Here is a 25,520-nt window from a genome sequence, read left to right on the forward strand (position 1 = left end):
AATTCTGATCAGCAGAGGTTGTGGAAGTCCCTGATCATGCATCACGTGATGCATCCGGACGATCTTCAATGCTGGGAGCAGCTTTTTCCAACGGGCTGCGAATACGCAGGCGATTATTCTGAATTGGACGCACCACCCCGCAGCAAATGGCGATATCCCTGCTCTGTCATCCATTTCGCGCGGGTCAGATGGCTATCGAATGCAGTTCTTGCACGAGCGGGTTCAAGTTCCGGATCAATATGGAGCACGAGCCGTGCCACCTCGCGCCAATCCGCGCCCTCCGCGTCGGCATCAAGCAGCCGCAGATAGGTGATGATGTGCTCCTCGTCGTACACCATCAGCGCGGCGCCCGTCGGCGCCGTATCGTCGACATCTGGATCAAGGGGTGGTTTCTGCATGATGTCCGTTCTTTCGAAGCTCCGTTCGAACGGCGGCGCGTGACCTTAATTGGCGGTTCCCGTTCATAGGATTGGCTGTTCATGGATACCACAGCTTGAGACGAATAGGAACGATCGTTCCTAGAACGATCATTCCTATTCGGGTTCCCATGTCGCCATGGATCTTAAGGAGATCATGGCAGTGAACCTGCGTCGGAAACGCCACGATCTGCAAATGACGCAAGAGGAGCTGGCCGAGCGCGCGGGCTTAAGCGCCCGCTACGTCGGCGCGATCGAGCGCGGCGATGTATCGGCAAGCGTCACCGTGCTCGGACAGATTGCAGAAGCGCTGGGGACCGAACCGGGAGACTTGCTCAAGCGGTCTGGGCGGGCGACCAGATCGTAGGCGAAAATCCCGGCGCGCGGGTTCTCGCCTCGAGGCCGCAGATTTACTCCGGCGCTCATCTTCGTCGAGTCGCCGTTGCAAGCCTAATGAGACATAGGCCTTCCGGAACTTTGATCTTTTTGTTGCAGCGATCCCCCGCTCGGCATGTCCCGCTTGGGGCAGTGGTCGGTCACATCTATCGGATGGTAAACAGTCGATAATCTCCCGCCGACAACGCCGGCATCATCCTCTGAGCCGCCATTTTTGGCTTCGGATGTCCGGATTCAGGCTGCTGCGGTTAGGCTACAGGGAAGTAGCCGCGCAACCGATGCCGATTGGGTGGCTCGCCCCATAGATTGCGCATTCCATCAAGCGCTTCGTCTTCCCTTCCAGTTCAAGCCTCGCGTCCTGATGCGATTTGGTCCGGGCAACGCCGTAATCCCCTGCACGAAGTCAAAGATGCTTTCCGGCTTGCGATTTTCCTCGCCCAAGACGGTTTCGATGATTTTCGAGGTCTCGGATTTGGTAATTTCGACTCGCGTCTGGCGTAACTCGCCGTTGAGGTGCTCTTCTAATCGATCAGGTTGGTTAGGGCTTCCGGTGCTTCCAGGAAGGCATACGGATTTAAAAATTGGCGACGCCAGAGGAAATTCCGATCTACCTTGCTGAGCTTTGCCTCATCGCATACCGCGGGCCAGCGCTGCTTGATCGTTTTGACCTGTTTGGTGGCGAGCAGGATTGCCTCGGCGTTGTTCATCAGAAACAGCGGCGCCGCTTTCAGGCACAGAGCAATTTGGCTTGCGCGCTCCTGGCCCATGATCAGCATGGCTTGGGTAGCTTCTCCACCTGTCCGATTTTGCGGACAGATGTCATATGCAGGGGTCAAGGACAGTTCCTTGCCGTTCCAGAAAGCGGCGTGATTGCGTGCATGGTCATCGGTATTTCCACAGAGAATGTTGAACAGCATTCGTGCAAAGAGTTCTTTGAGCGTCTCCCTTGGCGCCTGAAACCGGTGACGAATGATGGTCGCAAGTTGCTCGTAGCCGGCATAGCGGGCCATGAGTTCGTCGAGCTCGAGCAGCGTGAGGGCGGAAATCATGGCTTTCCGGCTCCAGCCTCCTTCCACTTTGACGCGATCAAAGCGTTCGATAAGGAGGACGTCCTTTCCCGCTGCGCGCTCAAGGCTCACCGGGGCAACGGTCAGGCCGACATCGGCGGCCAGACGCATGGCGATGTATTCGGCCTTGACGACGCCGTAGAGGTCGTTCTGCGATGAGAACTTCGCAACAAATTTCTTGTTGCCCGACGTGATCACCGCCTTGGGGCGTGCACCTCCGATCGAGCTTCCATGGAGAAGGGCCCGGTCGAGTTCGGCCGGGACCGGAACTCCCTTTTCAACCAGCGCTGCGGCGTTCAGGAGCTCGTGGAGGGAGACCTCAGCTCCTTCTCGCGCCAGGTAGTTCGCGGAGGATGTCTGAAAATCCAGTGCGCCGATGCGGTCTGAACCGGATTCCAGCAGATAGATGAACTCATCGACGCTACCCGGATCGATATTCCTGCTTTGCGCTCCGAATTTTCGATTGATGATAATGCGGCGGCCCCATGCGTCGGGAGCCGCATCGCGAATACAGTTCGGCATGCTTAACCCCGCCGTGAGCGGCAAGATTCCGCTCCGCAGCGGCAATTCCGGTTCGTAGAGCGGAATGGCGTCCTTGCGCGCGAGGTAACTTCGCCCGTAGTTGAATACGAGTTGCTTGCCACTTGCCGATAGAAGCCCGGCGACGACGGGTTCTGTTTGATCTGGGAGCCAGACCCAGACAAAAGCCTGGGTGAATTTGGCATCAGAAGTCATCGTCGGCCTCGATATGTGGATTGCGAACCGATTTCGGCAGCAGCGCCATTATTTCGCGATTGGTCTCGACGGCCTTGGATAGTGCTGTCTGATCGGTATCGAATAGTCGCACGCCGACAATTGTCGAGACCTCGAACACCGCGCCGATCGTGCATCCGGGATCGCCCGTCTCGATGCGCCGCAGGAGACCACGCGAGATCCCTGCCCGGTCGGTCACATCGACGGCCCTGAGCTTGCGTTCGATGCGCGCTTTGCGAATGAGCTGGCCAAGAAGGGCCACCGCGTCAGCAGCATAGGGGGAGAGAGGGCGCTGGGTTTTCGACATATATGATGGTCCATAAATAGCACATATTAGTTTCTGTGGTGCTCTTATAGCTCTTTCCATTTTGGTGGTCAAACGAACTGTATCATAAATACGCCATTTACTTACATATGGACTATTTATGGATCATACCAGTTCTGCGAAGCGTGCCTGAACCGTACCCGGGACCGAACGGAACGTGCGGCTTATGATGATAACCGGACCTCGGATTTAGCCTCCAATTTTCGTCCCCTACCGGTGACCGGTGAGATCGTGCCGAAGCGAAGCGCCGGCAGGAGGAAGAAGCAGCCGCAGGAGCGTCAGCATAGCGCCGACGCTGAAAGCGGCGGGACGCGGGACCGACTGCAGTCGCGAGACCGGTTAAGAAGGCACCCGCAGAGGGGCAGTGATAGCGACGCCGGAATGAAATGACGGCGGGACCCGAAGGCGAGTGCCTCCGGCGAGCGACCCATGATCGCGCGAGGGATCAAAGCCGGATGGCCGAGACGCCTTGCGGCTCGGTGCACGAGAGCCCGGTCCGCGGCCAGCGGACGCGCCCAACGCTGAAGACCGGTACACCATCACTTGAATGCATCATTGAGGATTTGAGCGAGGCAAATGTCGGCAAGGGACAATTGCGCATCGATTACAGGCGTAAACGCATTCGCATAATCCTCACCAAGAACGTCGTTTGGGGGACCAACGCGTTGAAGCCTATCGCACGCGATGCGCGCGCCCAAGCCACGGCGTCCACATCAAGGTTTGTGACTGCCGTGAGCGGGCTTTTAAAGCAAAAAAGCCCCGCCCGAGGAACTCGGGCGGGGCGAATTGGGCCTTAGTCGCCATTCGGCTTGCGGCTGCGGGACCAGATGAGGGTGTAGGTTTCGGCGTCTTCGTCGTCGAAGAGGTTGGCGTAGATCGGCGCGTTGAAGCTCGGATCGTCCAGCTTGACCGAGAGATAATCGCGGCCTTCGGTGGAGCGCTTCGGCCAGGCGGCCCCGATCTCGGCACGACCGACATAGACCCGGTGGCTCGGCGCGTTGTCGTTGGTCCGGTCAGTTTCGGGAACGATGCGGACGCCCCTGGTCTGGAGGCTCAGGGTGACGATTTCGCCCTGGAATTCCTGGCCGGATTTCTTGAATGAGCCGATGTTAGCCATGTTACTTCTCCTTGCTGTTTTCGAGCTCCGCGACCACCGCGGCCTCGATGGCGATCTGAAAGCTGAAGGCGATCGACGCCGCACCCGTTTGGGCCGCAGCGTAGCGGAGGATGGCGGCGGTGAGACTTTCTTGCCTCGCGAGGAATGGGCGAAGCCCAGGGGAAGAAAGTCTCGCCGCCGCCATTGCGGTTCAGGCGATCGAGGCGCAGCCGGCCTTCGGCCAGATCAAGCCAATGAGAGGCCAGGTGATCGCGTGCGCTGAACAGCTTTAGGAGACGTGCCAGCGGGCAATCGGCTAACACAAGAAGCCCCGCCTTCCCGGCGAAGGAAAAGGAAACCTGGCGTGCAGAAAGGCCGCCCCGTTGTTACCGAGCAGACGGAAGTCGGCGCATGTGCCGGTAACCACAGGGTTGCAGTCCGCCGAAGAGATCACCCGGCTCAATCGAAACGCTAAGAGAGGACCCCGTTGCCGCGATCAGCAACGACGACGAGATCTCAGCGTTATGCCAACCGAAAGAGACGACAAACGCGCGCAGTCACCCGCCCGTGGTCGTCGGCCCATTCGGTGGCTGAATGGGGCTGGATGCAGCGCCCGATCTGAGAGCGATGTCGGTCTGCATCGACACATTCGCCCAGGCGGTGCCCCCGACAGCGATTGCGCCAAGCACGGCGAACGACTCCCGCCACCATTCCGAGGGAATCCCGAGGTGTGCGAAGGCAAGCGTCACATCATAGCCGGCGCGTGCCGCCGGAACCGCGAATAATAGCCCAATGGCAAGGCGGACGATCGGAGAGCGCGCGACGGAGAAGGCGTGCTGCCCGACCACGAGCGTGAAACCGGCCGTAACGAAGCCAACGACGATGGCACCGAACGGACCTGCTCCGGCTTGAAATGAATAGATCCCCACGGTCATGCCGATGAAGAACGGCAATGCATGGGTTGCGAGCGCGAACGGCGCCCAGCAGAAAATACCGAGCCCGACGATATTGAGGAGAACGCCGACGATGAGCATGGTGATGGTTCCGTGACAAGGAATGCAAGGGTCGCGCCTTCCACCACCACCACGGCGCGGTCCTGGGAATAGCCGATCCCGTGCGCGTTTGGAATCCCTTGCGGTCGGCCGGCGAGCCAAGTTTCAGTTCGACACAGGCGGAGTGAGCACGTGCGGCCCAGTTCGCTGTTACGGTGCAGAGCGGACATTGCCGCTCTGCAGGTTCAATGGATAGCAGCTCAAGCTGGAGACACGGTGGCGCTTACGCGCCACCGTTGCCGAATTTCCAGGCGGGGATGCCGAGCTTCCGTGCCTTGTCAGCCAGGTTCTCCTGAATGCCGGTGCCGGGGAAGACGATGACACCGATCGGCAGTACGTCGAGCATCTGATCGTTGCGCTTGAAAGGTGCTGCCTTGGCGTGTTTGGTCCAATCGGGCTTGAAGGCGATTTGCGGAACTTTGCGGTGGTCGGCCCAGCGGGCGGCAATACGCTCGGCGCCCTTCGGCGAACCGCCGTGGAGCAGGACCATGTCCGGATGCTTGGCGTGGACCTGATCGAGCTTGTCCCAAATCAGGCGGTGATCGTTGAACTCGAGGCCGCCGGTGAAGGCGATCTTCGGCCCGGCGGGCAATAGTACCTCGGTCTCGGCCCGGCGTTTGGCGGCGAGGAAGTCACGGCTGTCGATGACGGCCGAAGTCACGGCGCGGTGGTTCACCATCGAGCCGCTGCGCGGATTCCAGTGCGATCCGGTGTGACGGGCGAAGTGGTCGGCCGCCTGATCGCGGAAGTACTCCATGCTGTTGCGCCGCTCGATCAACGTCATGCCCTCGGCTGTGAGACGCTCCAGTTCGACCGAGCGGATTTCGGAGCCATCCTGGTCGCGTTGGCTGCGCTTCTGCGCCTGTTCGTTGTCGTCGAGCTCGCGTTCGATGCGCTCGTTGGCGCGGTGGAAGAGATTGACGGCCGACCACAAGAGATCCGCGAGGTCGGGTTCGAGCCGGGTTTCGCTCAAGCTCGCGATGAGGGCGTCGAAGATGTCGGCGACGGCGGCCGCGACGATACGGGCTTCGGGCAGCGGTCTCGGGTCGGGTTCGTCCTGGAACGGGCGATAGCCGTGAAGCTGGAGTTCGGTGAGGACGTGATCGGTCGGGGATGAGGCGTGCGGCAGCTCGTGGTCTGTCTCGTCGTGCGCGATCTTCATGGGGGACTCCTTTGGTCGGATCGGCCGCGCCCATCGCGGCCTTCATGGCGACGAAAGGCGGCGGGCGGAGCGGACCTGCATCGCCGAGCGCAGCGACAGCGGCCGAAGCAAAGCGGAGGATGGCGGGAGCCGGCTATTTTGGCTCGCGATGTAAAGCGCCGCTTTGGCGGCGCGACGGAAAATAGCCGGCTCCCGCCATTGCCTGGCCGGACCGCTTGCCGCAGGGTCGCCCTCTCAAGAAGGCCGTGAGCGCGACCCCCTCCGACAACAGGAGAGGCTCCATGATCGGCGACGTACCATCAGAGCGGCGTAGCAGCCTTGTCCCCTGTTCCGGTCCAAACGCTCGTATTCAAGAACCGGACCACGTCTTCAGGGGCGAGTTGGATTTGCAACGCTGCACGCAGCGCGTTGATGTCGAAATTCCGCAGATCCTCATTGAAATCTCCATATTGCGGCGACAGCACCATCGCCTCGATCCCGGCCGACTGCGCCCGGTCGAACAGTCCTGCCACCGCGCCATCGCCCGCCCGATCGTCGTCGCGGACGATATAGAGTCGGCGCAGCGTTGCTGGAAACAGGATCGCTGCGAGATGCGCGGCCGAGAGCGCTGCGACCATCGCCATGCGGGGCATAACGCAGCGGAGCGACAACATGGTCTCGATGCCCTCGCCCGCCGCCATCACGTCACTAGCCGGACCGAAACGAACCGCATGCCCGAGAAGGTGGCCCATCGCCCGGCGTGGGGTATCGACTGGCGCCTTGTCGCACCCAGACGGATCGAGCCATGTGCGGTGCGCGCCGGTGATGTGGCCCGTCAGGTCGGTAACAGCCGCGATCATAGCGGGCCGCATTTCGGTTGTGGCGTCTGTCTCGGGACGGTAGTAGCAACGCGGATGGAATCGCAGGCTGTCGATGCCATGCAAGTCGGTTATGCCGCGTTGACGTAGATAGGTTTGCACTACCGTGCCGGTAATCGGGTTCGACATGGCGAAGAGCCGCCGCGCCGATTCCGGCGAGCTGGTCGGTACGGTTGACAGATGCGGTCGATAGTCCGATTCGGATCGTGGCAGGCTCAGGAAGCGGCGTGCCTCGTCGGCGACATCGCGGAAGTCGAGGAGACCGCAGCTTTCGCGGATGATGTCGAGGAGATCGCCGTGCTCGCCCGTCGCAGCGTCAGTCCATTTGCCGGCTGGTCGTTTCGGCGATTCCCTCAACCGGACGAACATGGAGCGGCCCGGCGTGTTTCTGATATCGCCGACCAACCAGTAGCTCCCCTGGCGCCTTCCGTTGGAAAGATAGTGGCGGCACACCGCCTCGGCATCGCGCGCGAGACGGTGCACCAGTTCGGAAGCGTCGCGCGGCATCACGCGACTTCCTCCTCGCCAATGCACGCGATGCGAAAGCGCTGCACTACCTTGGCCGAGACGCCAACGCCGGCCGCGTCGGTGGGCACGAACATGCGCAGCTTCCAGGAGATGATCCCGTGGAAGAGGCCGTAAGCCTTGAGGCGGTTGCACATGGCGTCGGTGAAGCCGGACAGCTCGATGCGGTACGCGCCCATGACGCGAACCCGACGGAGCTGGAGGCCTTCGTCAAGTGTGAGGACAGTGCGGCCCTCCATCAGCACGGCGCGAACGTTGAGACCCTGCAGCAAGCTGCGCCGCGCGATGTTCTCGGCCAGTTGCTCGATCAAGACACCTGCGTTTACACAGTGGACGGTCGACTGGCTCAGCACCGGCTTGTTGAAAGGAATGTCGCGAGAGGGCGACAACGTGATCCTTTGGATAGGCTTCGTCATCTCAGATCTCCATGACGGGCGGCCGAAAACCTCTCTCGACCTCCACCCCGTCACAGAAACCGGCCCGTCCTCTCACTCTCTCAGCAGACAGCGGAGACGCATCACGCCGCCTCGTGATCGGCGGCCAACGTCGTCGAGCCTGCCGCGAGATCGGGCAGGAAACCGAGGAGATAATCCGCGACCTTGCTGGCTTGCGAAGCCGCCCGCACAATCGCGCGATTGTCCTCGCGCAGCACCTCGAGCCATGAGCCGATGTAGTCGGCGTGCCGCACGGTGGGCACAATGCCGAGCGACGCACAGCAAAACGAAGAGGAAATCTCTGCGACCATCTCCTCGAAGGCGTATCTTTTGGTACCGTAACCGCCCGAAAGGTCGCGGTTGAGCCGGGAGGAATGCCCGCTGGCATGCGCCAACTCATGCAGAGCAGTCCGGTACCAATTGATCGGCTCAAAAAAGGCTGCCGGAGGCGGCACCTGAACGTAGTCTTTGGCAGGACAGTAGAAGGCCCGATTGCCCCCGATACGAAAGTCGATGCCGGTCGCACGGATCAGCGCTTCGACCTGCGGCTCGACCATATGAGGCGATGGTGCGATGCTAGAAACATCGGCGGACAGGCCGTCACACTGATCGGTATTGAAGACCGTAAAGCGCTTCAGGAATGGAATCGCTTGGGCTTCATCACCCGCCGTACTCGCTCGCTTCATGTCCTCGGCGGGCACGAAGCGGTCAGCATAGACAACGGTCGTACCGCGCTCGCCTTTGCGAACGCAGCCACCGAGCGACAATGCCTGGCGGAAGGTGAGCCAGCTCTGGCCTGAAAAACCCCGCTCGACGGCGGCGCCCAGCAGGATCAGGATGTTGATGCCACCATACCGCCGACGGGTCGCGGCGTTCTGAGGCAGCGCAAGCGGCGCCCTAGCCGCAGCCGTTTTCCAGGGCTGGACCCACGGCACGCACCCAGCCTCCAGTTCGGCGATAATTTTGCGAGTGATGTCTTCATAGAAGTTGGTCCGGTCGGTGCCGATTCTGGCCTTGCGAACATGTCTGGGCATCGCGGTTCTCCGCGACGGGCGCCGCGAGCCTCTCTCGCGACCATGAACCCGTCACGGCACACCCGGCCGTCCCTCTAACTCTTCGGTCGCGCTGCGAGAACCTAAGGGGCTGGTCGGTCGATCCGCATCAAAGGCCAACAAGGATCCATGGTGCGAGGCTCCATTTGGAAGTAGAGACGATGGGAAAAGCAGTTTGCGTAGTGCAAGCGCAGCTACTCGCCGGCGGCGAGACCAAAGAAGGCAGCCGCAGGAGCGTCAGCATAGCGCCGCCGTCAGGCGGGACGCGGGACCGACTGCAGTCCTGAGACCGGTTAAGAAGGCACCCGCAGGAGGGTCAGCATAGCGCCGGCGCGGAACGCGGCGGGACCCGGGACCGAGTGCCTCCGGCGAGGGACACCTTGTTGTGCGCGAGGGATCGAAGCCGCATGGCCGAGACGCTGACGGCTCGGTTCACAAGAGCCCGGTGAGGCCCTTTCCGCACGCGCATCAAAACCAAAACCTACACCGGTGGAAGCTGGACCTCTTCCCGAGACTTTGTCTCGGCGTCATATATTCTAATCCGAAGCATGGGAAAACGCTTCTTCAACTCTTCTGCACCGGTCTTGGCCCCGTCCCTGGTCGCAAACTCGGCTTTGAATCGGCCGTCAACTTCGAGCGCGTAACCTGAAGCGGGCAATTCATGGGCAGTTGCAACCATCTTGTTCCTTCGCGCATGGAGCTGATCGACGGCAAATGTTTAGCGTGAGTCGTTCAGATCGCGCCAGCGGGACTATGCTTCCATTGGCCACATTGCAAGCTATCGAGTGTTTTTGCCTCCGGCGCGACATATAGAATGAATTCGCTTCATTCTGTTTGAATAAGAGCGAAAAGGGGCCCGCACCGAAATGCTAAATAGGCTCCCTCGGACTGGCGCCAGTCGTTGTCATAGACAAAGGTGAGCCGGCCGCGAGCGTCGTTGCGCACGCAGCCGACTTCCCTGCCATCCAGCAGCGCAACGAGCTCGCTCGTCATGCCTTTTTCTTCCTGGCCTTGGCCACGATGGCGTTGATATCGACGGCAGGCCTGGTGGATCCCCGGGCGGATGTTTGTTCGGTGCCCGCATCTAGGCGGATGTCCAGGGCGTCAAAGGCGCGAAGGATCAGCCCAAGCTCAGCGCGCGTCGGCGTTCGTTGACAATTTTAAAATGTCAGCGTTCGGCGACAACCAAAAATGTCATCGATCGCTGACATGAGGAGCCATCGGGCGACCCGCGCTTTCTCCATATAAGTCAATATCTTCAACTAGGATTCGGCGGCGTTTGGATTTCTCTTAACCCCTCATTGATAAATTGAGCCGAGGCCATTTCGATTTCCGAAGGGAGAAACCGGTGCTTATCGGCGTGTACGAGGAAACTTGGCCGTGGCCGGTCCAGCGGGACTCCCTGCCGACGACCCGACGACCCGACGTCCCGTCGGCGCCAGCGCGCTGGCGAAAGCGCTGGCCGGGAAATCCGACCATTCCGATTTCGTCGGCGAACACGACTACTGGTGGGGACACGGCAAGGACACACCACAGCTCTATCGGTATGTGATCAGGCCCGTGTAAATCACCCGCGCCTGCTTGGCCTGAGCGCTGACGACATCCTTGCGGCGAACGCCCGTTCATCGGGGCCGATCATCATCGGCATGGTGTGTACTTCCCTCAACAGTGACGGCCAGCGTGGACATTGCGCAATGTCGCTCGTTCGCGAGCGAGCCTGACGGGCACAGTCAAACAAAGTTTGGATTCGCAATGTCGGGCAAATCAGTGGTCGCCCGCAAATCAATATGCGTGTTCGAGGGACCAATGGTGGCGGCGATATCTAGCGATGTCTGTCATTCCGACAAAGCGAAGACTTGTCGTGGTTTCAATGTAAGGTGAGCGACAGATTTGTCGGATTGACCGTTGATAGTCTGCTAGAATCATATGCCTCTCAAACAGCGGGCGGCATAGGCACATGCAAATGTGCGCACAGCCAGTGGTCCCCGCTGCGTTACGATCTATCAATCCTGCTTCTGCTGATGTGCGGTCATCCGAAGTGGAACGCGCTATATCTCGATCAGCGTCGCCGCGCCCTTCAGGTAGTGCGCCTATCGCAAAGTCGGCCGCTGTACATTCGACAGGCTGTGTCGCTGAAGCCGGCGTTAGCCGCGCGAGCAATATGGACCCGCTTGCAAGATATGTGCGACGGTGTTGGGTAGCACCGCCGGCGACCCATGAGACGGGAAGAGTTCGTGCATCGTGCTCGACGATCTTCATTCCGGCGTAGCTGCGGCTCAGACGGATCGGGTACTGCCGGCCCAACAGCGGTGCACCGCTATCTTCAGCGCCGCCCTTCGGCGAGCATTCTTCCGAGCCTTCCAGTGCGGCTGTACACCCGAGCTGCGATCGCTCCTTTCTTCTTAGTTCACCCATCCTATTTGCACGCCAGATTACCCAATTCCCACACCAGCTGTTGGCAGCCGCCTTTTTGTCCGAAGTCTTCTCGTTCTCTATATCGAAGGCCCGGTTGACTAAAAAAGTGAGGGAGCATGCAAGCAAAGGGTACGGAAAACGGTCAAGAGCGGGCTGAACGACCTAAGCTTGTAGTTTCTGAGGTCGCACACCGGGTGACGACCCTCTGAGAGATCGTGCGATTTCGTCGGTGGCATGAATTAGCAATTCAGGCAGCTGATCCATTAACGCGCGAGCCGGCAGTCATGATACGACGCGTCGCCCTTCCTGCCCGTTATCCACCAATCGGCGCGTGGCCTGCACTCATGCGCGCGGATATGGCCGCCGCCTACCTGGATTACCGCGATACAGGCGAGCTCGCGCGCGCTGTGGGCCGCGGGGAGGCACCACCGCCAATCGGCTATCACGGAGTTGGGCGGGCTCGAGAGCCAGTTTGGTCAAAGGCGATTATCGATAAAGTCACGGCACCTGGCAAGGCTATGGATCCAGATCGATTAGAAGGACAAGACTTGGTCTCCCTCGTATGAAACTGCCCCACACTGCGTTGAAGCTTCCCCGCTACTGCCGGCGAAAGCCACTGAAGAGTGGTCGATGGGCATACTTCTTTGAGCCGCCAACTTGGGCACGCAAGCAGGGCTGCGACGTCCAGGCTGAAGCGTTAGGAGAGGAATATGCAGCTGCCGTAGACCGAGCCAAGAATGTTCTGTTGCCCGCCTTCGACAGCTGGCGTTCAAGAGGATTGACCGACATGATTCCAGCTTCTCCAGTGCCTGGCACCTTCGATTGGCTGGTCTATCTTTTCAAGGGACATCAAAAATGGAAAGAAATTGATCACAAGACGCAGCGCTTTTACGAACAGGGGTTGGCACTTTTTGCAAACCACAAACTGAAGGATGGTAGCCGCGCGGGCTCAAAGCAGATTCCTGACTTTACGAAAAGATTCGTCGACGCAGTTTACGCGAAGCTGCTCGTTGTAGAAGACGAAGACGCGGACGGCAACGTCGTCAAGCGCGAGCGTCGCCGCTCTGCAAATGCATCCATGTCGGCTTGCAGGCGCGCCTGGTTTGTTGGTCAACGCGCTCGAGAAACAGAAGTGCCGGCGGTCAATCCATTCTCACGCATGGGCCTAAAAACCCGCGCGCTTGGCCAGCCTGTACGTGAGACGCCGACAGCGACTTGGGATGAACTCGTTGCATTTAGGGTAGCCGCGAACAAGCTCGGATACCGCTCAGTCGGGACGGCCGCGTTGTTGACTTGGGAGTGGTTGCAGCGGCAAGAGCACGTATTCGGCGCCTTCGAAATCTCGCATTATCGGCCAAAGGAGCGGCCGAACAGCGTGAAGATTGTGCATCCGAAGAATGGCGAAGAAGCCTGGTGGCCCCTATTCGACGAAACCGGCGAGCCCCTTTTCCCCGAGTTGATGGCGGAGCTCGACGCCATCAAGGAAACGGGGGCCTCGGGTTTGGTCTTTCGGCGCGATCATGGGCATCGCAGGTCGCGCGCCCCGCTCCCTTGGATTACGGAACGCAAGGACCTGCGTTACCTCCGGAGTGTCGTAAAAAAGATTGTCGCAGCAGCTGGGCTACGAAGCGAACTCTCATTTACTTCCTTCCGCCACGGTGGCTTCACCGAAGGTGCCGACAGCGACCTCACAGATGCTGAGTTACGCGCCGCGGCCCGCCATCGATCCCCACACCAGCTGCCAACCTATGCCAAGCGCACGCGTAAACAACTGATCTCAGGCTCCAAGAAGCGCCGTGAAGAGCGAACAAAAGCAGCCCCTGCTCGCCCGTCGGAATGACCACCTAACGCGTCCTAAATCATTGATTAAGTCTACGGGCTCTCCAGGGCTCAGCTGGGAGCTGTTGGTTCGCCGAGCTATTTGCCGGGCCACGAAGGCTTGCGCTTTTCGCTGAACGCTTTCAGGCCTTCCTTGGCATCCTCGGTCATCGCCAATAGCGCGATCTGGCTTTCGGTATAGGCGATGCTTTCATCGAACGACATCGAGGCGATCGCGCGCATGGCATATTTGCCGCGCCGGATCGCGGTCGGCGATTTGTCGACGATGCGGCCGATCAGCCATTCGACCTTGGCGTCGAGCTCGGCCGACGGCACGACGTAGTTGAGAAGCCCGGCGGCCTGCGCGCTTCTGGCGTCGAAGGGTTCCCCGGTCAGCGCCCATTCATTGACGAGGCGCGGCGGCGCCATCGATTGGAGCAGGCTCATCACCTGCATCGGGAACACGCCAACCTTGACCTCTGGCAGCCCGAAGATGACGTGCTCCGCGGCGACCGCCATATCCGTCATGCACAGCAAGCCCATCCCGCCGGCCATGCAGACGCCGCCCACCCGCGCAATCGCGGGCTTGGTGGCATTTTGCGACAGCCGCAATAGATCGGCGTAGTCGACGTTCGGCCTGGAAAAGTCCATCGCAAACGCAGCACCGCTGTTCTGCAAATCGGCACCGGCGCAAAACGCCTTTTCGCCCGCGCCGGTCAGCACGATGACCCGGACTTCCTTGTCGTCATGCGCGTCGCGATAGCCCCTGGCGATGCCGGCCACCACGTCAGCATTGATGGCGTTACGCTTGTCGGGCCGGTTGATGGTGATCCAGAGGGCCTGCCCGCGCTTTTCGCGTATCACGCTGTTATGGTCGGTCATTGTCCCACTCGCCTGTTTGCCAGATGTCGGCGAACATTTGCGGCAGGATGGCGCTGGACCGCAAGAGAGATTTAGCCCGCGGATGCGACCTTCTTGACCCAGACCTTGTTGTCATGGAAGGCGGCGCCGCCGACGGGTGCGACCGCCGCGGCCCCGGTCAGCGTGTTGATGCCGCGACCACCGATGTGGGCCTTGTTCGGCTGGATCGATTCTGCGATCAGCACGCCGCGGCGAAGGCCGTCGAACACCTTGACGGTCAGATTAGTCTCGCCCCTGACGTTGCCGAGTGTGACAATCTCGCCGTCGACGACCCCAAGCGCGGCGGCATCCTCGGGATGCATCATCACCGAGGGTTTTCCCTCGCGCGCGATCGACGATGGCGTTTCATTGAAGCTGGTGTTGAGGAAGCTACGCGACGGACTGGTCGCGAGCCGGAACGGATGCGCCTCGTCCGCCTCCTCGATAATGGTCCAATGATCCGGCAGCGACGGCATCTGCTGCCATGGCCCCAGACCAGGGTTGCCGAAGGGAGGATGCGCCCAGTCGGCCTTGAAGTGGAACTTCTTGTCCGCGTGCGCAAAACCGTCGAGGTAATGCGAGGTACGAAAATCGGGCTGGATGTCACGCCACAGATCCGCCTCCAGGGCTTCGATACCGCCATGACCGCTCTTCTGCAGCGTCACGTCGATCAGTTCGCGCGGCGACATTTCGAATCCTGGATGGACGGCCTTGAGGCGCCGGCCAAGGCCCTGCAGCACTTCATGGTTTGAGCGGCATTCGCCGGGCGGATCGATCAGCTTGGCGCCGACCGAAATATGCTGGTGGCCGCCGCCGTAATAGAGATCGTCGTGCTCCATGAACATGGTCGCGGGCAGCACGATATCGGCCATGGCGGCGGTCTCGGTCATGAACTGCTCGTGCACCGCCATGAACAGGTCTTCGCGGGCAAAGCCCTGGTGCACCAGCGTCTGCTCCGGCGCCACCGTCATCGGATTGGTGTTCTGGATCAGCATCGCCTTGACTGGCGGGCCGCCTTTCAAGGCTTCCGTGTCTCCGGTCAGGATCCGCCCGATCTGGGACTGGTCGAGCCAGCGCGTCGTGCGGTCGATCGCGTCATGACCTTCGATGACGGATTCATTGAACTTCCAGATCCCGGCATTGTTGAAGAACGCGCCGCCGCCTTCATATTGCCAGGCACCCGTCACGGCCGGAATGCACAGCGCCGCGTGCATCTGCGCCGCCCCGTTGCGGCTGCGGGTAAAGCCGTAGCCGAGCCGGAAGAACGAACGCTTGGTCTGGCCGACCAGACGGGCGAAAGCCTCGATCTCCGCCACCGGAACGCCCGAAATCGATGAGGCCCATTCCGGCGTGCGGGTCGCCAGATGCGCCTCCAGCTCATCCGGGCAATCGGTGTAGCGATCCATATACGCACGGTCCGCATAGCCTTCGCGGAACAACACATGCATCACGCCGCAGGCGAAAGCGCCGTCGGTGCCGGGCCGCAGGATGATCTTGATATCCGCCTGCTTCATGGTGTCGTTGTTGTAGACGTCGACCGCTGCGATCCTGGCGCCGCGCTCCTTCCGGGCGCGCATCGCGTGCGTCATCACGTTGACCTGGGTATTCACGGGATTGGTGCCCCAGATCACGACCAGGTCGGAGACGCCCATCTCGCGCGGATCGACGCCGGCGATCTTGCCGGTGCCGATGGAAAATCCGACGCGGGCGATGTTGGCGCAGATGGTCGAGTAGAAGCGGGAATATTTCTTGACATGGGACAGACGGTTGATGCCGTCACGCATCACCAGCCCCATGGTGCCGGCGTAATAATACGGCCACACCGATTGGGCGCCGAATTCACCTTCGGCCTGATCGAACCGCGCGGCGATCTCGTCCAGCGCCTCGTCCCAGGAGATCCGCGCGAACTGGCCGGAACCTTTCGGCCCGGTGCGGCGCATCGGGTAGAGCAGCCGGTCCGGATGATGGATACGTTCGGCGTAGCGCGCGACCTTGGCGCAGACGACACCGGCGGTATAGGTCTGCAGCTTGGACCCGCGGACCCGGCCGATGCTCTTGCCCTCGATCACCTCGATGTCGAGCGCGCAGGCCGACGGACAGTCATGCGGACAGGTGGAGTGGCGGATGTCGACCTTGGCGTGCTGGTTCATGCGCTCTTAGGTAACATCAAATGACCTGTTCGCCGAGGGGCTTTATCCGGGAATACCCCAGCGAAAACGACAGCAATGCCATGCATCAGGCGCCCAGATAAGCCCCGCCATTGGCATGGATCGCCTGCCCGTTGATGTAGCGTGCGCTCGCTCCGCAGAGGAACCGCACGGTGGCCGCGACGTCTTCCGGCCGGCCCCGCTCGCCGCTAATGGTCTGGTGGGTCAGATGATGCGCCGGTTCGGGCTTGTCCTTGGGCCGCGGCGTGCCGATCAGGCCGGGCACCACGCAGTTCACGGTGATGCCGTCATCGGCGAGGTCGTGGGCCAACGCGCGGGTGAAGCCGATGATCCCCGCTTTCGCCGTCACCACATGCGCGCGATTTTTTGCACCCGTATGCGCGCTCAGGCCACCGATATTGACGATAGTCCCCGCGCCGGATTTGCGCAGCGCCGGCAGGCAGGCCTTCACGCAATGGAAGGTGCCATCGAGGGTGACGTCAAGGATTTCACGCCACGCGGCATAGTCCATGTCCGCGAACGGCTTTTCCCGCCGCAGCGCGGCATTGTTGACGAGGATGTCGATCCGGCCGAACTGTTTTGCAGCCGCATCCGCCATCGCCTGCACCGCTTCGGCGTGGGCGACGTCGCCGATATGGACCAGCGCCCTGGCGCCCGCGGACTCGATCTCGCGCGCAACGTCTTCCGCCTCGGCGCGGTTGCTGCGCGCATTCACCACGATGGACGCACCGTCGCTCGCCAGCGCCAGTGCGATCGCGCGGCCAATATTGCGGCCCGCACCCGTAACAATGGCGACCTTGCCGGAAAGTTCCTTGGTCATGCAAACCTATCCACGCAACGACGATAATTCGATCCTGCCCCGATACAACCCCGCCAGCAGCTTCAACGTCGCATCGCCCTGCGCCTTGCTCCAGCCGCCATGCAGCGCGTTGAGCGCGAATTTATCAGTCACATCCTGGCGCGTCAGCGGCTCCTGCGCGCCGCCGCGCATATGCGGTTGCCGCTCTTCAATCACGCTGCCGTCGCCGAGCGTCGCACGGATATGGCCGGTGTAGTTGTTGGGATAGGGATTGTCCGAATCGATCGCGAATTTCACCTTGGCCGCGAGCGCCAGCACGCGCGCATCGCGGATCGCGCTTTCCGTGAACGCGCCTAGCCCGACCCCGCCATGCACGAAACCGGTCGCCAGCAGATAGGGCGTGGCGAACTTGGCGGCATAGCCGTTGCGCGGTCGCTGCTTGTCGGCCAGCGGCTCCCACAGCCGGTGCACCGTCCCCTCTGCAACCTCGCAGACGATTCCTGTGACGTCCTCGGGCTTGATACCGCGCGCGGCGAGCCGTCGCGCGCAATCGATATAGGGCTGCGCCATCGTTCCGCAGGGATATGGCTTGAACGCCAGTGTGTCCGTCACCCAGCGCGTGCCGAAATCGCCGGTCAGCGCGTCGTAGTCGCCTTTGACGGTGTGGGCAAAGCCGTGGAACAGGCCATGGACGCCTTCGAACACCGTACGCGGGCCGACGAATCCTCCTCGCGCCAGCAGCGCCGCGCGAATGCCCGATTGCGCCGCCCAACCGGCATGCAGCCGCTTGGTCCAGGCGCCCTCGGCGAGATATTCGATGATGCCGCCCGCCATGCTGCCGGCAATGCCGAGCGCATCGACGATTTGTCTGACGTTGAGGCCGAGCGCCGCACCGACACCGGCCGCCGCCCCCATCGCGCCGAAGATTGCGGTCGGATGGAAGCCCGCCTTGTGGACGGCCTTCGGCACCACGAGACTTAAGCGGCAGAGTACTTCGGTCCCCACCGCAATCCCGATCAGCGCCATGCGGCCATCGGGGTTATGACGCTCGCAGGCGGCCAGAACCGCCGGCACGATGACAGCCCCGGCATGCACCGGGCCGCCCTCGAATGTATCGTCAAAATCCTCACCATGTGCGGCCGTGCCGTTGACGAACGCGGCGCCGGCGGCGTTCAGAGTGCGCGTGTGCCCGATCGCCGTGCAGGGTCCATCATCGTCGCAACCCGCCAGCGCACTCCTGATATAGTCCTCGTTGCGCGCGGTGACGCAGAGGCCGACGACATCGATCAGCAAATCCTCGCATTTGCGCGTGGTGGCGGCCGGCAAACCGCCCGGCTGCAACGCGACAATCTTCGCAGCGAGCGTCTCGGCGACGGACGTCCTGGGCAGTTCAGAGGTCATTCGGATCAGACGTGGAAGATTTTGGTGTAGCGCGCCTTGATCGAATCGCCCTCTATTTCCACCGCTGCAGCGTCATCCTTCATGGTCTTGATGTCCTTTAGCGGCTTGCGTCCGGCTTTCTCGGCCGTCTGCGCATGGACGGAGCGCAGGCCGCCGACGTCGATGATGAGCTGCTGGGCCTCACGGCCAAGGCTGAACGACTGAAACAGCTTTGCCGCGTTCGGATTGGGCGAGCCCTTGAAGATGCCGTTCGGGCCGATGATCAGCGGCGAACCCTCGGTGGCATAGACCGGTTCGACCGGGCGGCCGGATTCCTTCATCTGAAAAATGTTGTACTCGTTGCCGTCGGCCATCACGGCGCGCTCACCGAGCTCGAGCTTTTTCGGCGGATCGGCGGACGATTGCACCTGCATGATGTTCTGCTTGGCGAGCTGTTCGAAGAAGCTCCACCCGAGATCGCGCTGCATCTGGTAGGTCGCGGTCATGATGGTGCCGCTGTAGCCGGGATGCGCCTTGACGATCTTGCCCTTCCATTTGGGATCGAGCAGGTCGGCAAAGCTCTTGGGGGCGTCTTCCGCTTTCACCAGATTGGTATTGTAGGCGATGATTGAGAGCCAGACGCGGAAGCTTGCGAACTGGCCGTCGGGATCGCGGTGGTCGGCAGGATAGAATTTTGCGACATCCTCAGGCACATACGGCGCCAGAATGCCGTCGCGTTTCCAGACGATGAAATGCGCCGCATCCGACGAGTTCACGACGTCCACGGCGTGGATGTTGCTGGAATATTCCTGACCGATTCGCTGGAACACCCGTTCTGCGCCGGTGCGCTCGACGCGAACCGCGATCCCCGGGTATTTCGCCTCGAACGCCTTGGCCAGTTTTTCCGCGACTGGCAGGTCGGTCGAGGTGTAGTAGATCACCTGGCCTTCCTTCTTCGCCGCCTCGATCAGCGCCGGTGTGACCGATTCCGCCGGCGGCGCATCGGCCATGACGCGGGTCGAGAATGCCGCGCCCGCCAGCACGGCGCCGGTGCCTCGCAACACCGCGCGGCGAGAGATCCCTTGGTGTTTCATCGTTTCATTCCCCGCGCTTGTTAGCGAAGTTGGGTACACCGGTTCTAGTCTTTTATTCCGATGCCGTAGGCAGAGTCTATCGTCGACAGCGGCTTTGCATTGCAGCTAAACTCGCCGCAAGGAACAAGACTAAAGTTTGAGGGGGAGAAATGACGGGCTCAAGGTTTGCGCTGGCGCTGACGGCCGCTCTGCTGGTGATGCCGATTCTCAACTCGCCGTTACCCGCGGAAGATTATCCGGCGCGGCCGGTCCGGGTCATCGTTCCCTTCGGCGCCGGCGGGCCGGCGGACGTCACCGCCCGCCAGATCGGCAGCATTTTACAGGAAAGTTTCGGCCAGCCCTTCGTGGTCGAGAACCGGACCGGCGCTGGCGGGGTGATCGGCACGCTGGAGGCCGCCAAGTCGCCGCCCGACGGCTATACGCTGTTGATGATGTCGAACACCCAGACCGCGAATGAATCGCTGGTGCCGCAGCGCAAATATGAGCTGATGCGCGACCTCGCGCCGATCGCGCCGCTGAATTATTCCGACCTCGTGATCGTGGTCCACCCCGCGGTGCCGGCGAAGACGCTGCAGGAGTTCATCGCGCTCGCCAAAGCCCAGCCCGGCAAACTGAACTATGCCTCGTCCGGCCAGGGGACGCCGTACCACATGGCCGGCGAACTCTTCAAAGCCATGGCCGGCATCGACGTCCTGCACGTACCCTACCGCAACAGCGGCGAGGCGCGCAGCGGCGTGATCGGCGGCCAGGTGCAGATGATGATCGACGCGGTTCCGGCGATGGCGCCCAATATCGCCGAAAATCAGGTCCGCGCGCTTGCCACGACCGGCAAGACGCCCTCGAGCGTACTGCCCAACGTGCCGACGGTGACCGAGGCCGGCATTCCCGGCTATGAGGCCACAATCTGGCTCGGACTGATGGCGCCGGCGGGCACGCCCAAGCCGATCATCGACAAGCTCAATGCGGCCGTGAATGCCGCGATCAAACGGCCCGACATCGTCAAACTCTGGACCGCGCAGGGCGCCGTTCCGATGTCGATGACTCCTGAGGAATTCGACAAATTCCTGCGCGGCGATATTGTGAAATGGACCGAAGTCGTCAAGAAATTCGACAAGCCGCAATAGAGATCCTTCAACCAAGGTCCGCCTCGATGCCGAGCGTTCGATTTCGCCTCAACGGCGCTGAGATGGATGTCGACGCCGATCCCGATCGATCACTGCTGGACATAATACGCGGGCCGCTTGGCATGACCGGGCCGCATTTCGGCTGCGGCGCCGGCGAATGCGGCGCCTGCAACGTCATTATCGGCGATCGCGCGGTGGCCGCCTGCGATACGCCGCTATGGTCGATCGTGGACAAGGACGTCACGACACCCGAGGGGCTCGGAACCGCCGAGCGACCGCATCCGCTGCAGCGCGCCTTCATCGCCGAGCAGGCGTTGCAGTGCGGCTATTGCGTTTCCGGCATCCTGATGAGCGCGGCCGCCTTGCTGATGCGAAATCCCGCCCCCTCCAGCCAGGAGGTGAAGCAAGCGCTCGACGGCAACCTTTGCCGGTGCGGTTCGCATAACCGCATGGTGCGGGCGGTGCTGCGCGCGGCAGACGAAATGGCGGCGAGATGAACCCGCAAGCGCCCTCGCCGCCGCCGGCCCAATTGCCCGTAAGTCTTGCGGCAAACCCGAAACTGTCGTCATGGCTGAAATTCTCGCCGCAGGGCCAGGTCACCGTCACGCCCGGCAAGGTCGAAATTGGGCAAGGCATCGTCACCGCGCTGGCGCAGATCGCCGCCGACGAACTCGACGTCGACATTTCGCGTCTGCAGATGCTCCGCGCGTCGACAGCCACCAGTCCCAACGAGGGCGTCACGTCGGGCAGTCTCTCGGTGCAGCAGTCAGGGCGGGCGCTGCGACACGTCTGCGCCGAGGTTCGCCAGATCTTTCTCGAACTGGCGTCAGAACGGCTGGGTGTGGAGATCGACACGCTCGCTATCGAGGACGGCACCATCTCGGGACCCGGCAATGTCAGGACCAGCTATTGGGAGCTTGCCGGTGACATCAGGCTCGATCGCGACGCGACGCCTGGCGCGACGGCCAAATTGGCAACGCGACGCGCGCTGGCCGGAAATTCGATCCAGCGTATCGATATTCCCGACAAGGTGTTTGCGCGGCCGCGTTTCATCCACGACTGCGCGTTGCCGGGAATATTGCACGGCCGCGTGCTACGGCCGGTGAATTCGCGCGCGAAACTCACCGACCTGAAAGAAGATGGCGCTCGCGCGATTGCCGGTCTCGTCGCGGTCGTACGCGACGGCAGTTTCGCAGGTGTCGTCAGCGAGACCGAGCATAGCGCGGAGGCGGCGCTCGCCGGCTTGGGCAAGGGCGCAACATGGTCTGACGGCGAGCCATTGCCTGACGAAAGCGACCTCTCGGCATTCCTGAAAGCCCAGCCGTCCGAGCTGACCATCATCGACGACAGAACGCCGCCAGCCGCTCCTGCAAAGACGCGCACCATGCGGCGGCAGTATAGCCGGCCCTACATAGCTCACGCTTCGATCGCGCCATCTTGCGCAATGGCGCAGTGGAACGGCGACCGCGTTCATGTCTGGACCCATAGCCAGGGCGTCTATCTCTTGCGCGCCGATCTGGCGCTGGTGCTGAGACTGCCGGTCGATAATATCACCGTCGAACATATGGAAGGCGCCGGCTGCTACGGGCATAACGCCGCCGACGACGTCGCGCTCGACGCCGTGCTACTGGCGAAAGCCGCGGGTGGCCGGCCGGTACGGGTGATGTGGTCGCGCGAGCACGAGATGTCACACGCGCCATTCGGTGCCGCGATGGCGATCGAGATCGAGGCCGGTCTCGATGCCGAGGACGAAATCGTGGACTGGCGACATTCGGTCTGGAGCAACGGCCATGCCGCGAGGCCGGGACGCGCGGCGCAGCCTGCCTTGCTTGCGGCCTTCGAACTGGAAAACCCGTTTCCCCGCATGATCTCGAGCAATCCGCCGCAGGCCAATGGCGGCGGCGCCGACCGCAATTCGGTTCCGCTGTATGATTTCCCGTCGTGGCATATCGAGAGCCACCGCCTGAAGACCATGCCGGTCCGCACTTCCGCGCTACGCACGCTCGGCGCACAGGGCAATGTGTTTGCGATCGAATCCTTTCTCGACGAGATCGCGGCCGAGTGTCATGAAGATCCGGTCGCGTTCCGGCTCCGCCACCTCCGCGACGAGCGCGCAAAGGACGTGATCCGCGCGGCCGCGAAGCGCGCGAAGTGGAGACCGGACAAGCAACCCGGCATAGGTTACGGCATCGGCTTTGCCCGCTACAAGAACACCGGCGCCTATTGCGCCGCAGTGGCCGAGATCGAAGGCGAGAAGGATATCCGTGTCAGGAAGCTGACCCTCGCGGTCGATGTCGGCGAGGCGATCAATCCGGATGGCGTCATCAACCAGATCGAGGGCGGCGCCATTCAGGCCACGAGTTGGGTGTTGAAGGAGCGGGTCCGCTTCGACCGGCAGCGCATCACCAGCACGGATTGGACGGACTATCCCATCCTGCGTTTCAGCGAGGTGCCCGAGGTAGAAATTGAAGTGATCCAACGGGTAGAACTGGACCCGGTCGGCGCCGGCGAAGCCGCCCACGGGCCCGTCACGGCAGCCATTGCCAATGCAGTGTTCGATTGCCTCGGCGTACGCGTCCGCGATCTACCGATCACGCGCGACAGCCTGATCGCAGCCATGGAATTGGGCTCATGAGTACCTTGAACATCCTGAGCGGCGGCGCGGCGCAGGGATTGGTCGGAAGCGTGGCGACGGCGCTCAGGACGCAGACCGGCTTCGAAATTGGCGGCGAGTTCGGCGCGGTCGGTGCCATGGCCGACAAACTGCGCAAAGGCGCGCCCACCGACATGGTGATTTTGACCGCGGCGATCGTCGCGCAACTTGCCGAGGAGAAGCTGGTAGTCCCGGCATCGATCCGCGATATCGGCCTAGTCGAAACCGCGCTCGCGGTTCGCGTCGGCGACCCCAAGATATCGGTCACCGATGCCGCAGCCTTGCGTGAGGCATTTCTTGGCTCGGACGCGATCTTTGTGCCCGACACCAAGGTTTCCACGGCCGGAATTCATGTCGCGAAGGTGCTTGGGCAACTTGGCCTTGCCGAGAAAGTTGCCGATCGGCTGAAGATCTTTCCGAACGGCGCCACCGCGATGCGTCATATGGCCGAGTCGGATGCGCGACACCCGATCGGCTGCACGCAATCGACCGAAATCATCAGCACCGACGGCGTCGTTCTGTCCGGCTCGCTGCCACCGGGCTGCGCGCTTGCGACCATGTACACGGCTGCGGTCACAACGCAGGCCACGTCAGCGCAACAGGCGCAGCGGCTGATCGATCTTCTGACAGCCGCCGACGCACAGGAGCAGCGCAAGGGCGCAGGGTTTGTCAGCGGACCAAAGTAGCCTCACCCAGTGAACCGAGACTTAGCGCGACAATTGCGTCAAGCCCGTCGGCGGACCGTCGATGGCGGTCCAGCCGCCGTCAACGTAAGGTGCTGCCGCTGACATAGCTCGCCGCATCCGAAGCCAGATATACGACGGCGGTCGCGACTTCGTCGGCGCTGCTCCAGCGATTGAAGACCGTGTGACCGGCGTAGAGATTGTAGATATCCGGCCGCTGCGGCGTCTGCTATATGTGGTGGGATGTTTTTCCATCTCTCGCACTCGCCAGCGATCCTAGCTTGCCAATTCTCGATGATGCCGCGCTGAAATCCATGGAGCGCATACTTCACCTCGACTCACTCGCCTGCCAAGAGAGTGCCCTGCACGGGCTTGGGCATTGGCAGCCGGAGTACGAAGAGAGGGTTGCCGCGATCATCGACAACTTTTGCGAGGCCTCTCCAGAAGCCGATCCTAGGCTGTTGGCCTACGCCAAATCTGCCCGATGCGGATGCGTGCTGTGATGCTGCGTTAGCCGCATCATGGCCTTGACGATAATCGCTCCGCGCGTTGGTCAGACTTGGGTGCAGTGCAGCAGCCCGCATTGGTGCTCACCATTGATTTCCTTTAATAGATTGAATTAAATTAGCGCTTTCAGTCCAGTGAATTTCGACCAAAGCAGTTTCGTTGGAGTTTTTCCCATGAACTATCGCGGTATTGATTATGCCGTCACCCAGGATGTCGATCGGGACACTTGGAGATGGACCGTCGATCTAGATAGAGACACAGCAGAGTCGGGCCAGCGTAAGACACGGGAGGCCGCTCTAACTGCCGTCGTGATGACTATCGACCGTTGGATGACACGGCGGCAGGTGGCGACGGAGTCGGATCGGGATACTGAGCATGATATCGTCGCCTGATCATGCTGAGAAAGTGCGACTGCTCGAGCTGATCGATCGCTGCCAACGGATCGCCACTGAACGCGCCAACACACAAACCGTACGGCAGCTCTTGGCGGATGCTGCACAACACATACTGCCGTCAAATGATAAGCCAATCACAGGCCGGACGCAGCCTTAGAAGTCGGGAGTTCAAATGAGAAATTGTGCTGCTACTAGGCCTAATTCCCAACAAGTTCACGCAGAGAACACGCGGCTTCGGCCAAGCTGGCGGCGGGAGAGGAACTGGGTTCGAACCTTCTCCACGTAGGCCCACGCGACGGAAAGTAACCCAGCGTACGGAGCGCCTGCAACCGCCCTGCCAGGGGCTTCGCCCGATGGAGGCAATACCCGAAAGGACAACAACAAGCGCCTTTCTAGGCCAAAACACGCGGCGCTATTAGTTTCCGGTGTGGGTAACTCTAACGTCCCGT

At 61.5% G+C, this 25,520-nt stretch carries 25 protein-coding genes and 2 pseudogenes; 9 read left to right on the plus strand and 18 right to left on the minus strand.

All coding sequences use genetic code 11. The features are described 5' to 3' along the window. Positions 1 to 113 precede the first annotated feature (113 nt). Positions 114 to 398 (minus strand): DNA -binding domain-containing protein, encoded by a 285-nt coding sequence (locus tag V1289_RS05885; protein ID WP_334396060.1) that lies wholly within the window; start codon positions 396 to 398, stop codon positions 114 to 116. Between the two features lie 157 nt (positions 399 to 555). Here V1289_RS05885 and V1289_RS05890 point away from each other — a divergent pair, with 157 nt between their 5' ends. Continuing rightward, the gene (locus V1289_RS05890) at positions 556 to 783 is read left to right on the plus strand and encodes a helix-turn-helix domain-containing protein (protein WP_044592761.1); all 228 of its coding nucleotides are present in this window, start codon (positions 556 to 558) and stop codon (positions 781 to 783) included. A gap of 282 nt (positions 784 to 1,065) precedes the next feature. Here V1289_RS05890 and V1289_RS05895 read toward each other — a convergent pair. From V1289_RS05895 to V1289_RS05945, 11 genes and pseudogenes are all read right to left on the minus strand, one after another. Beyond that, positions 1,066 to 1,289: pseudogene (locus V1289_RS05895) on the minus strand (hypothetical protein); the annotation flags it as partial. A gap of 44 nt (positions 1,290 to 1,333) precedes the next feature. Then, the gene (locus V1289_RS05900) at positions 1,334 to 2,614 is read right to left on the minus strand and encodes a type II toxin-antitoxin system HipA family toxin (RefSeq protein WP_334396061.1); all 1,281 of its coding nucleotides are present in this window, start codon (positions 2,612 to 2,614) and stop codon (positions 1,334 to 1,336) included. Beyond that, positions 2,604 to 2,939: a helix-turn-helix transcriptional regulator gene (locus tag V1289_RS05905; RefSeq protein WP_334396062.1), complete on the minus strand. Its 336-nt coding sequence runs from the start codon at positions 2,937 to 2,939 to the stop codon at positions 2,604 to 2,606. Before V1289_RS05905 ends, V1289_RS05900 begins: the two co-directional genes overlap by 11 nt. Before the next feature lie 811 nt (positions 2,940 to 3,750). After that, positions 3,751 to 4,074 (minus strand): DUF736 domain-containing protein, encoded by a 324-nt coding sequence (locus V1289_RS05910; RefSeq protein WP_334396063.1) that lies wholly within the window; start codon positions 4,072 to 4,074, stop codon positions 3,751 to 3,753. Position 4,075: 1 nt separating this feature from the next. Next, entirely contained in the window at positions 4,076 to 4,258 is a 183-nt protein-coding gene (locus V1289_RS05915) for a hypothetical protein (protein ID WP_334396064.1), read from the minus strand. Positions 4,259 to 4,610: 352 nt separating this feature from the next. Continuing rightward, on the minus strand, positions 4,611 to 5,087 hold the full coding sequence (locus tag V1289_RS05920) for a hypothetical protein (protein ID WP_334396065.1): 477 nt from the start codon (positions 5,085 to 5,087) through the stop codon (positions 4,611 to 4,613). A 241-nt stretch (positions 5,088 to 5,328) separates the two neighbouring features. Continuing rightward, positions 5,329 to 6,267, minus strand: a complete 939-nt coding sequence (locus V1289_RS05925; protein WP_334396066.1) for a DUF2493 domain-containing protein — start codon at positions 6,265 to 6,267, stop codon at positions 5,329 to 5,331. Positions 6,268 to 6,566: 299 nt separating this feature from the next. Then, a complete protein-coding gene (locus tag V1289_RS05930; protein WP_334407292.1) occupies positions 6,567 to 7,631 on the minus strand; it encodes a DUF7146 domain-containing protein in 1,065 nt (354 codons plus the stop codon). Next, positions 7,631 to 8,065 (minus strand): hypothetical protein, encoded by a 435-nt coding sequence (locus V1289_RS49520; RefSeq protein ID WP_442895956.1) that lies wholly within the window; start codon positions 8,063 to 8,065, stop codon positions 7,631 to 7,633. Before V1289_RS49520 ends, V1289_RS05930 begins: the two co-directional genes overlap by 1 nt. A 101-nt stretch (positions 8,066 to 8,166) precedes the next feature. Beyond that, entirely contained in the window at positions 8,167 to 9,117 is a 951-nt protein-coding gene (locus V1289_RS05940) for an ArdC family protein (protein WP_334396067.1), read from the minus strand. Between the two features lie 843 nt (positions 9,118 to 9,960). After that, the gene (locus V1289_RS05945; protein ID WP_334396068.1) at positions 9,961 to 10,128 is read right to left on the minus strand and encodes a hypothetical protein; all 168 of its coding nucleotides are present in this window, start codon (positions 10,126 to 10,128) and stop codon (positions 9,961 to 9,963) included. 387 nt (positions 10,129 to 10,515) lie between these two features. On the opposite strand from V1289_RS05945, the gene V1289_RS05950 reads away from it, so the two are divergent. Together V1289_RS05950 and V1289_RS05955 are read left to right on the plus strand one after the other, a co-directional pair. Beyond that, positions 10,516 to 10,701 (plus strand): hypothetical protein, encoded by a 186-nt coding sequence (locus tag V1289_RS05950; RefSeq protein ID WP_334396069.1) that lies wholly within the window; start codon positions 10,516 to 10,518, stop codon positions 10,699 to 10,701. Positions 10,702 to 12,337: 1,636 nt separating this feature from the next. Further along, a complete protein-coding gene (locus tag V1289_RS05955; protein WP_334396070.1) occupies positions 12,338 to 13,390 on the plus strand; it encodes a hypothetical protein in 1,053 nt (350 codons plus the stop codon). Between the two features lie 77 nt (positions 13,391 to 13,467). On the opposite strand, the gene V1289_RS05960 is transcribed toward V1289_RS05955, so the two are convergent. From V1289_RS05960 to V1289_RS05980, 5 genes are all read right to left on the minus strand, one after another. Beyond that, the gene (locus V1289_RS05960) at positions 13,468 to 14,250 is read right to left on the minus strand and encodes an enoyl-CoA hydratase/isomerase family protein (RefSeq protein WP_334396071.1); all 783 of its coding nucleotides are present in this window, start codon (positions 14,248 to 14,250) and stop codon (positions 13,468 to 13,470) included. A 71-nt stretch (positions 14,251 to 14,321) separates the two neighbouring features. Then, positions 14,322 to 16,418, minus strand: a complete 2,097-nt coding sequence (locus V1289_RS05965; protein ID WP_334396072.1) for a molybdopterin-dependent oxidoreductase — start codon at positions 16,416 to 16,418, stop codon at positions 14,322 to 14,324. Positions 16,419 to 16,503: 85 nt separating this feature from the next. Continuing rightward, a complete protein-coding gene (fabG, locus tag V1289_RS05970; RefSeq protein ID WP_334396073.1) occupies positions 16,504 to 17,256 on the minus strand; it encodes a 3-oxoacyl-ACP reductase FabG in 753 nt (250 codons plus the stop codon). 6 nt (positions 17,257 to 17,262) lie between these two features. Further along, positions 17,263 to 18,636, minus strand: coding sequence for an MmgE/PrpD family protein (locus V1289_RS05975; protein WP_334396074.1), 1,374 nt, complete (start codon positions 18,634 to 18,636; stop codon positions 17,263 to 17,265). 5 nt (positions 18,637 to 18,641) lie between these two features. Beyond that, positions 18,642 to 19,709: an ABC transporter substrate-binding protein gene (locus tag V1289_RS05980; RefSeq protein ID WP_334396075.1), complete on the minus strand. Its 1,068-nt coding sequence runs from the start codon at positions 19,707 to 19,709 to the stop codon at positions 18,642 to 18,644. A 149-nt stretch (positions 19,710 to 19,858) separates the two neighbouring features. On the opposite strand from V1289_RS05980, the gene V1289_RS05985 reads away from it, so the two are divergent. From V1289_RS05985 to V1289_RS06000, 4 genes are read left to right on the plus strand one after another with little or no spacing between them, the layout of a single operon-like run. Further along, entirely contained in the window at positions 19,859 to 20,833 is a 975-nt protein-coding gene (locus tag V1289_RS05985) for a Bug family tripartite tricarboxylate transporter substrate binding protein (RefSeq protein ID WP_334396076.1), read from the plus strand. Between the two features lie 26 nt (positions 20,834 to 20,859). Next, on the plus strand, positions 20,860 to 21,330 hold the full coding sequence (locus tag V1289_RS05990) for a (2Fe-2S)-binding protein (RefSeq protein ID WP_334396077.1): 471 nt from the start codon (positions 20,860 to 20,862) through the stop codon (positions 21,328 to 21,330). Beyond that, positions 21,327 to 23,468 (plus strand): xanthine dehydrogenase family protein molybdopterin-binding subunit, encoded by a 2,142-nt coding sequence (locus tag V1289_RS05995; RefSeq protein WP_334396079.1) that lies wholly within the window; start codon positions 21,327 to 21,329, stop codon positions 23,466 to 23,468. Before V1289_RS05990 ends, V1289_RS05995 begins: the two co-directional genes overlap by 4 nt. After that, the gene (locus tag V1289_RS06000) at positions 23,465 to 24,172 is read left to right on the plus strand and encodes a molybdate ABC transporter substrate-binding protein (protein WP_334396080.1); all 708 of its coding nucleotides are present in this window, start codon (positions 23,465 to 23,467) and stop codon (positions 24,170 to 24,172) included. The genes V1289_RS05995 and V1289_RS06000 overlap by 4 nt, the downstream gene beginning before the upstream one ends. 21 nt (positions 24,173 to 24,193) lie before the next feature. Here V1289_RS06000 and V1289_RS06005 read toward each other — a convergent pair. Then, positions 24,194 to 24,389: pseudogene (locus V1289_RS06005) on the minus strand (SDR family oxidoreductase); the annotation flags it as partial. 61 nt (positions 24,390 to 24,450) lie between these two features. On the opposite strand from V1289_RS06005, the gene V1289_RS06010 reads away from it, so the two are divergent. Next, positions 24,451 to 24,672 carry a hypothetical protein gene (locus V1289_RS06010; RefSeq protein WP_334396081.1) on the plus strand — a complete coding sequence of 74 codons (222 nt, stop codon included), beginning with the start codon at positions 24,451 to 24,453 and terminating at the stop codon, positions 24,670 to 24,672. A 177-nt stretch (positions 24,673 to 24,849) separates the two neighbouring features. Further along, entirely contained in the window at positions 24,850 to 25,068 is a 219-nt protein-coding gene (locus V1289_RS06015) for a hypothetical protein (RefSeq protein WP_334396082.1), read from the plus strand. Positions 25,069 to 25,520 lie beyond the last annotated feature (452 nt).

The sequence above is a fragment of the Bradyrhizobium sp. AZCC 2289 genome, assembly GCF_036924615.1.
GTDB lineage: Bacteria > Pseudomonadota > Alphaproteobacteria > Rhizobiales > Xanthobacteraceae > Bradyrhizobium.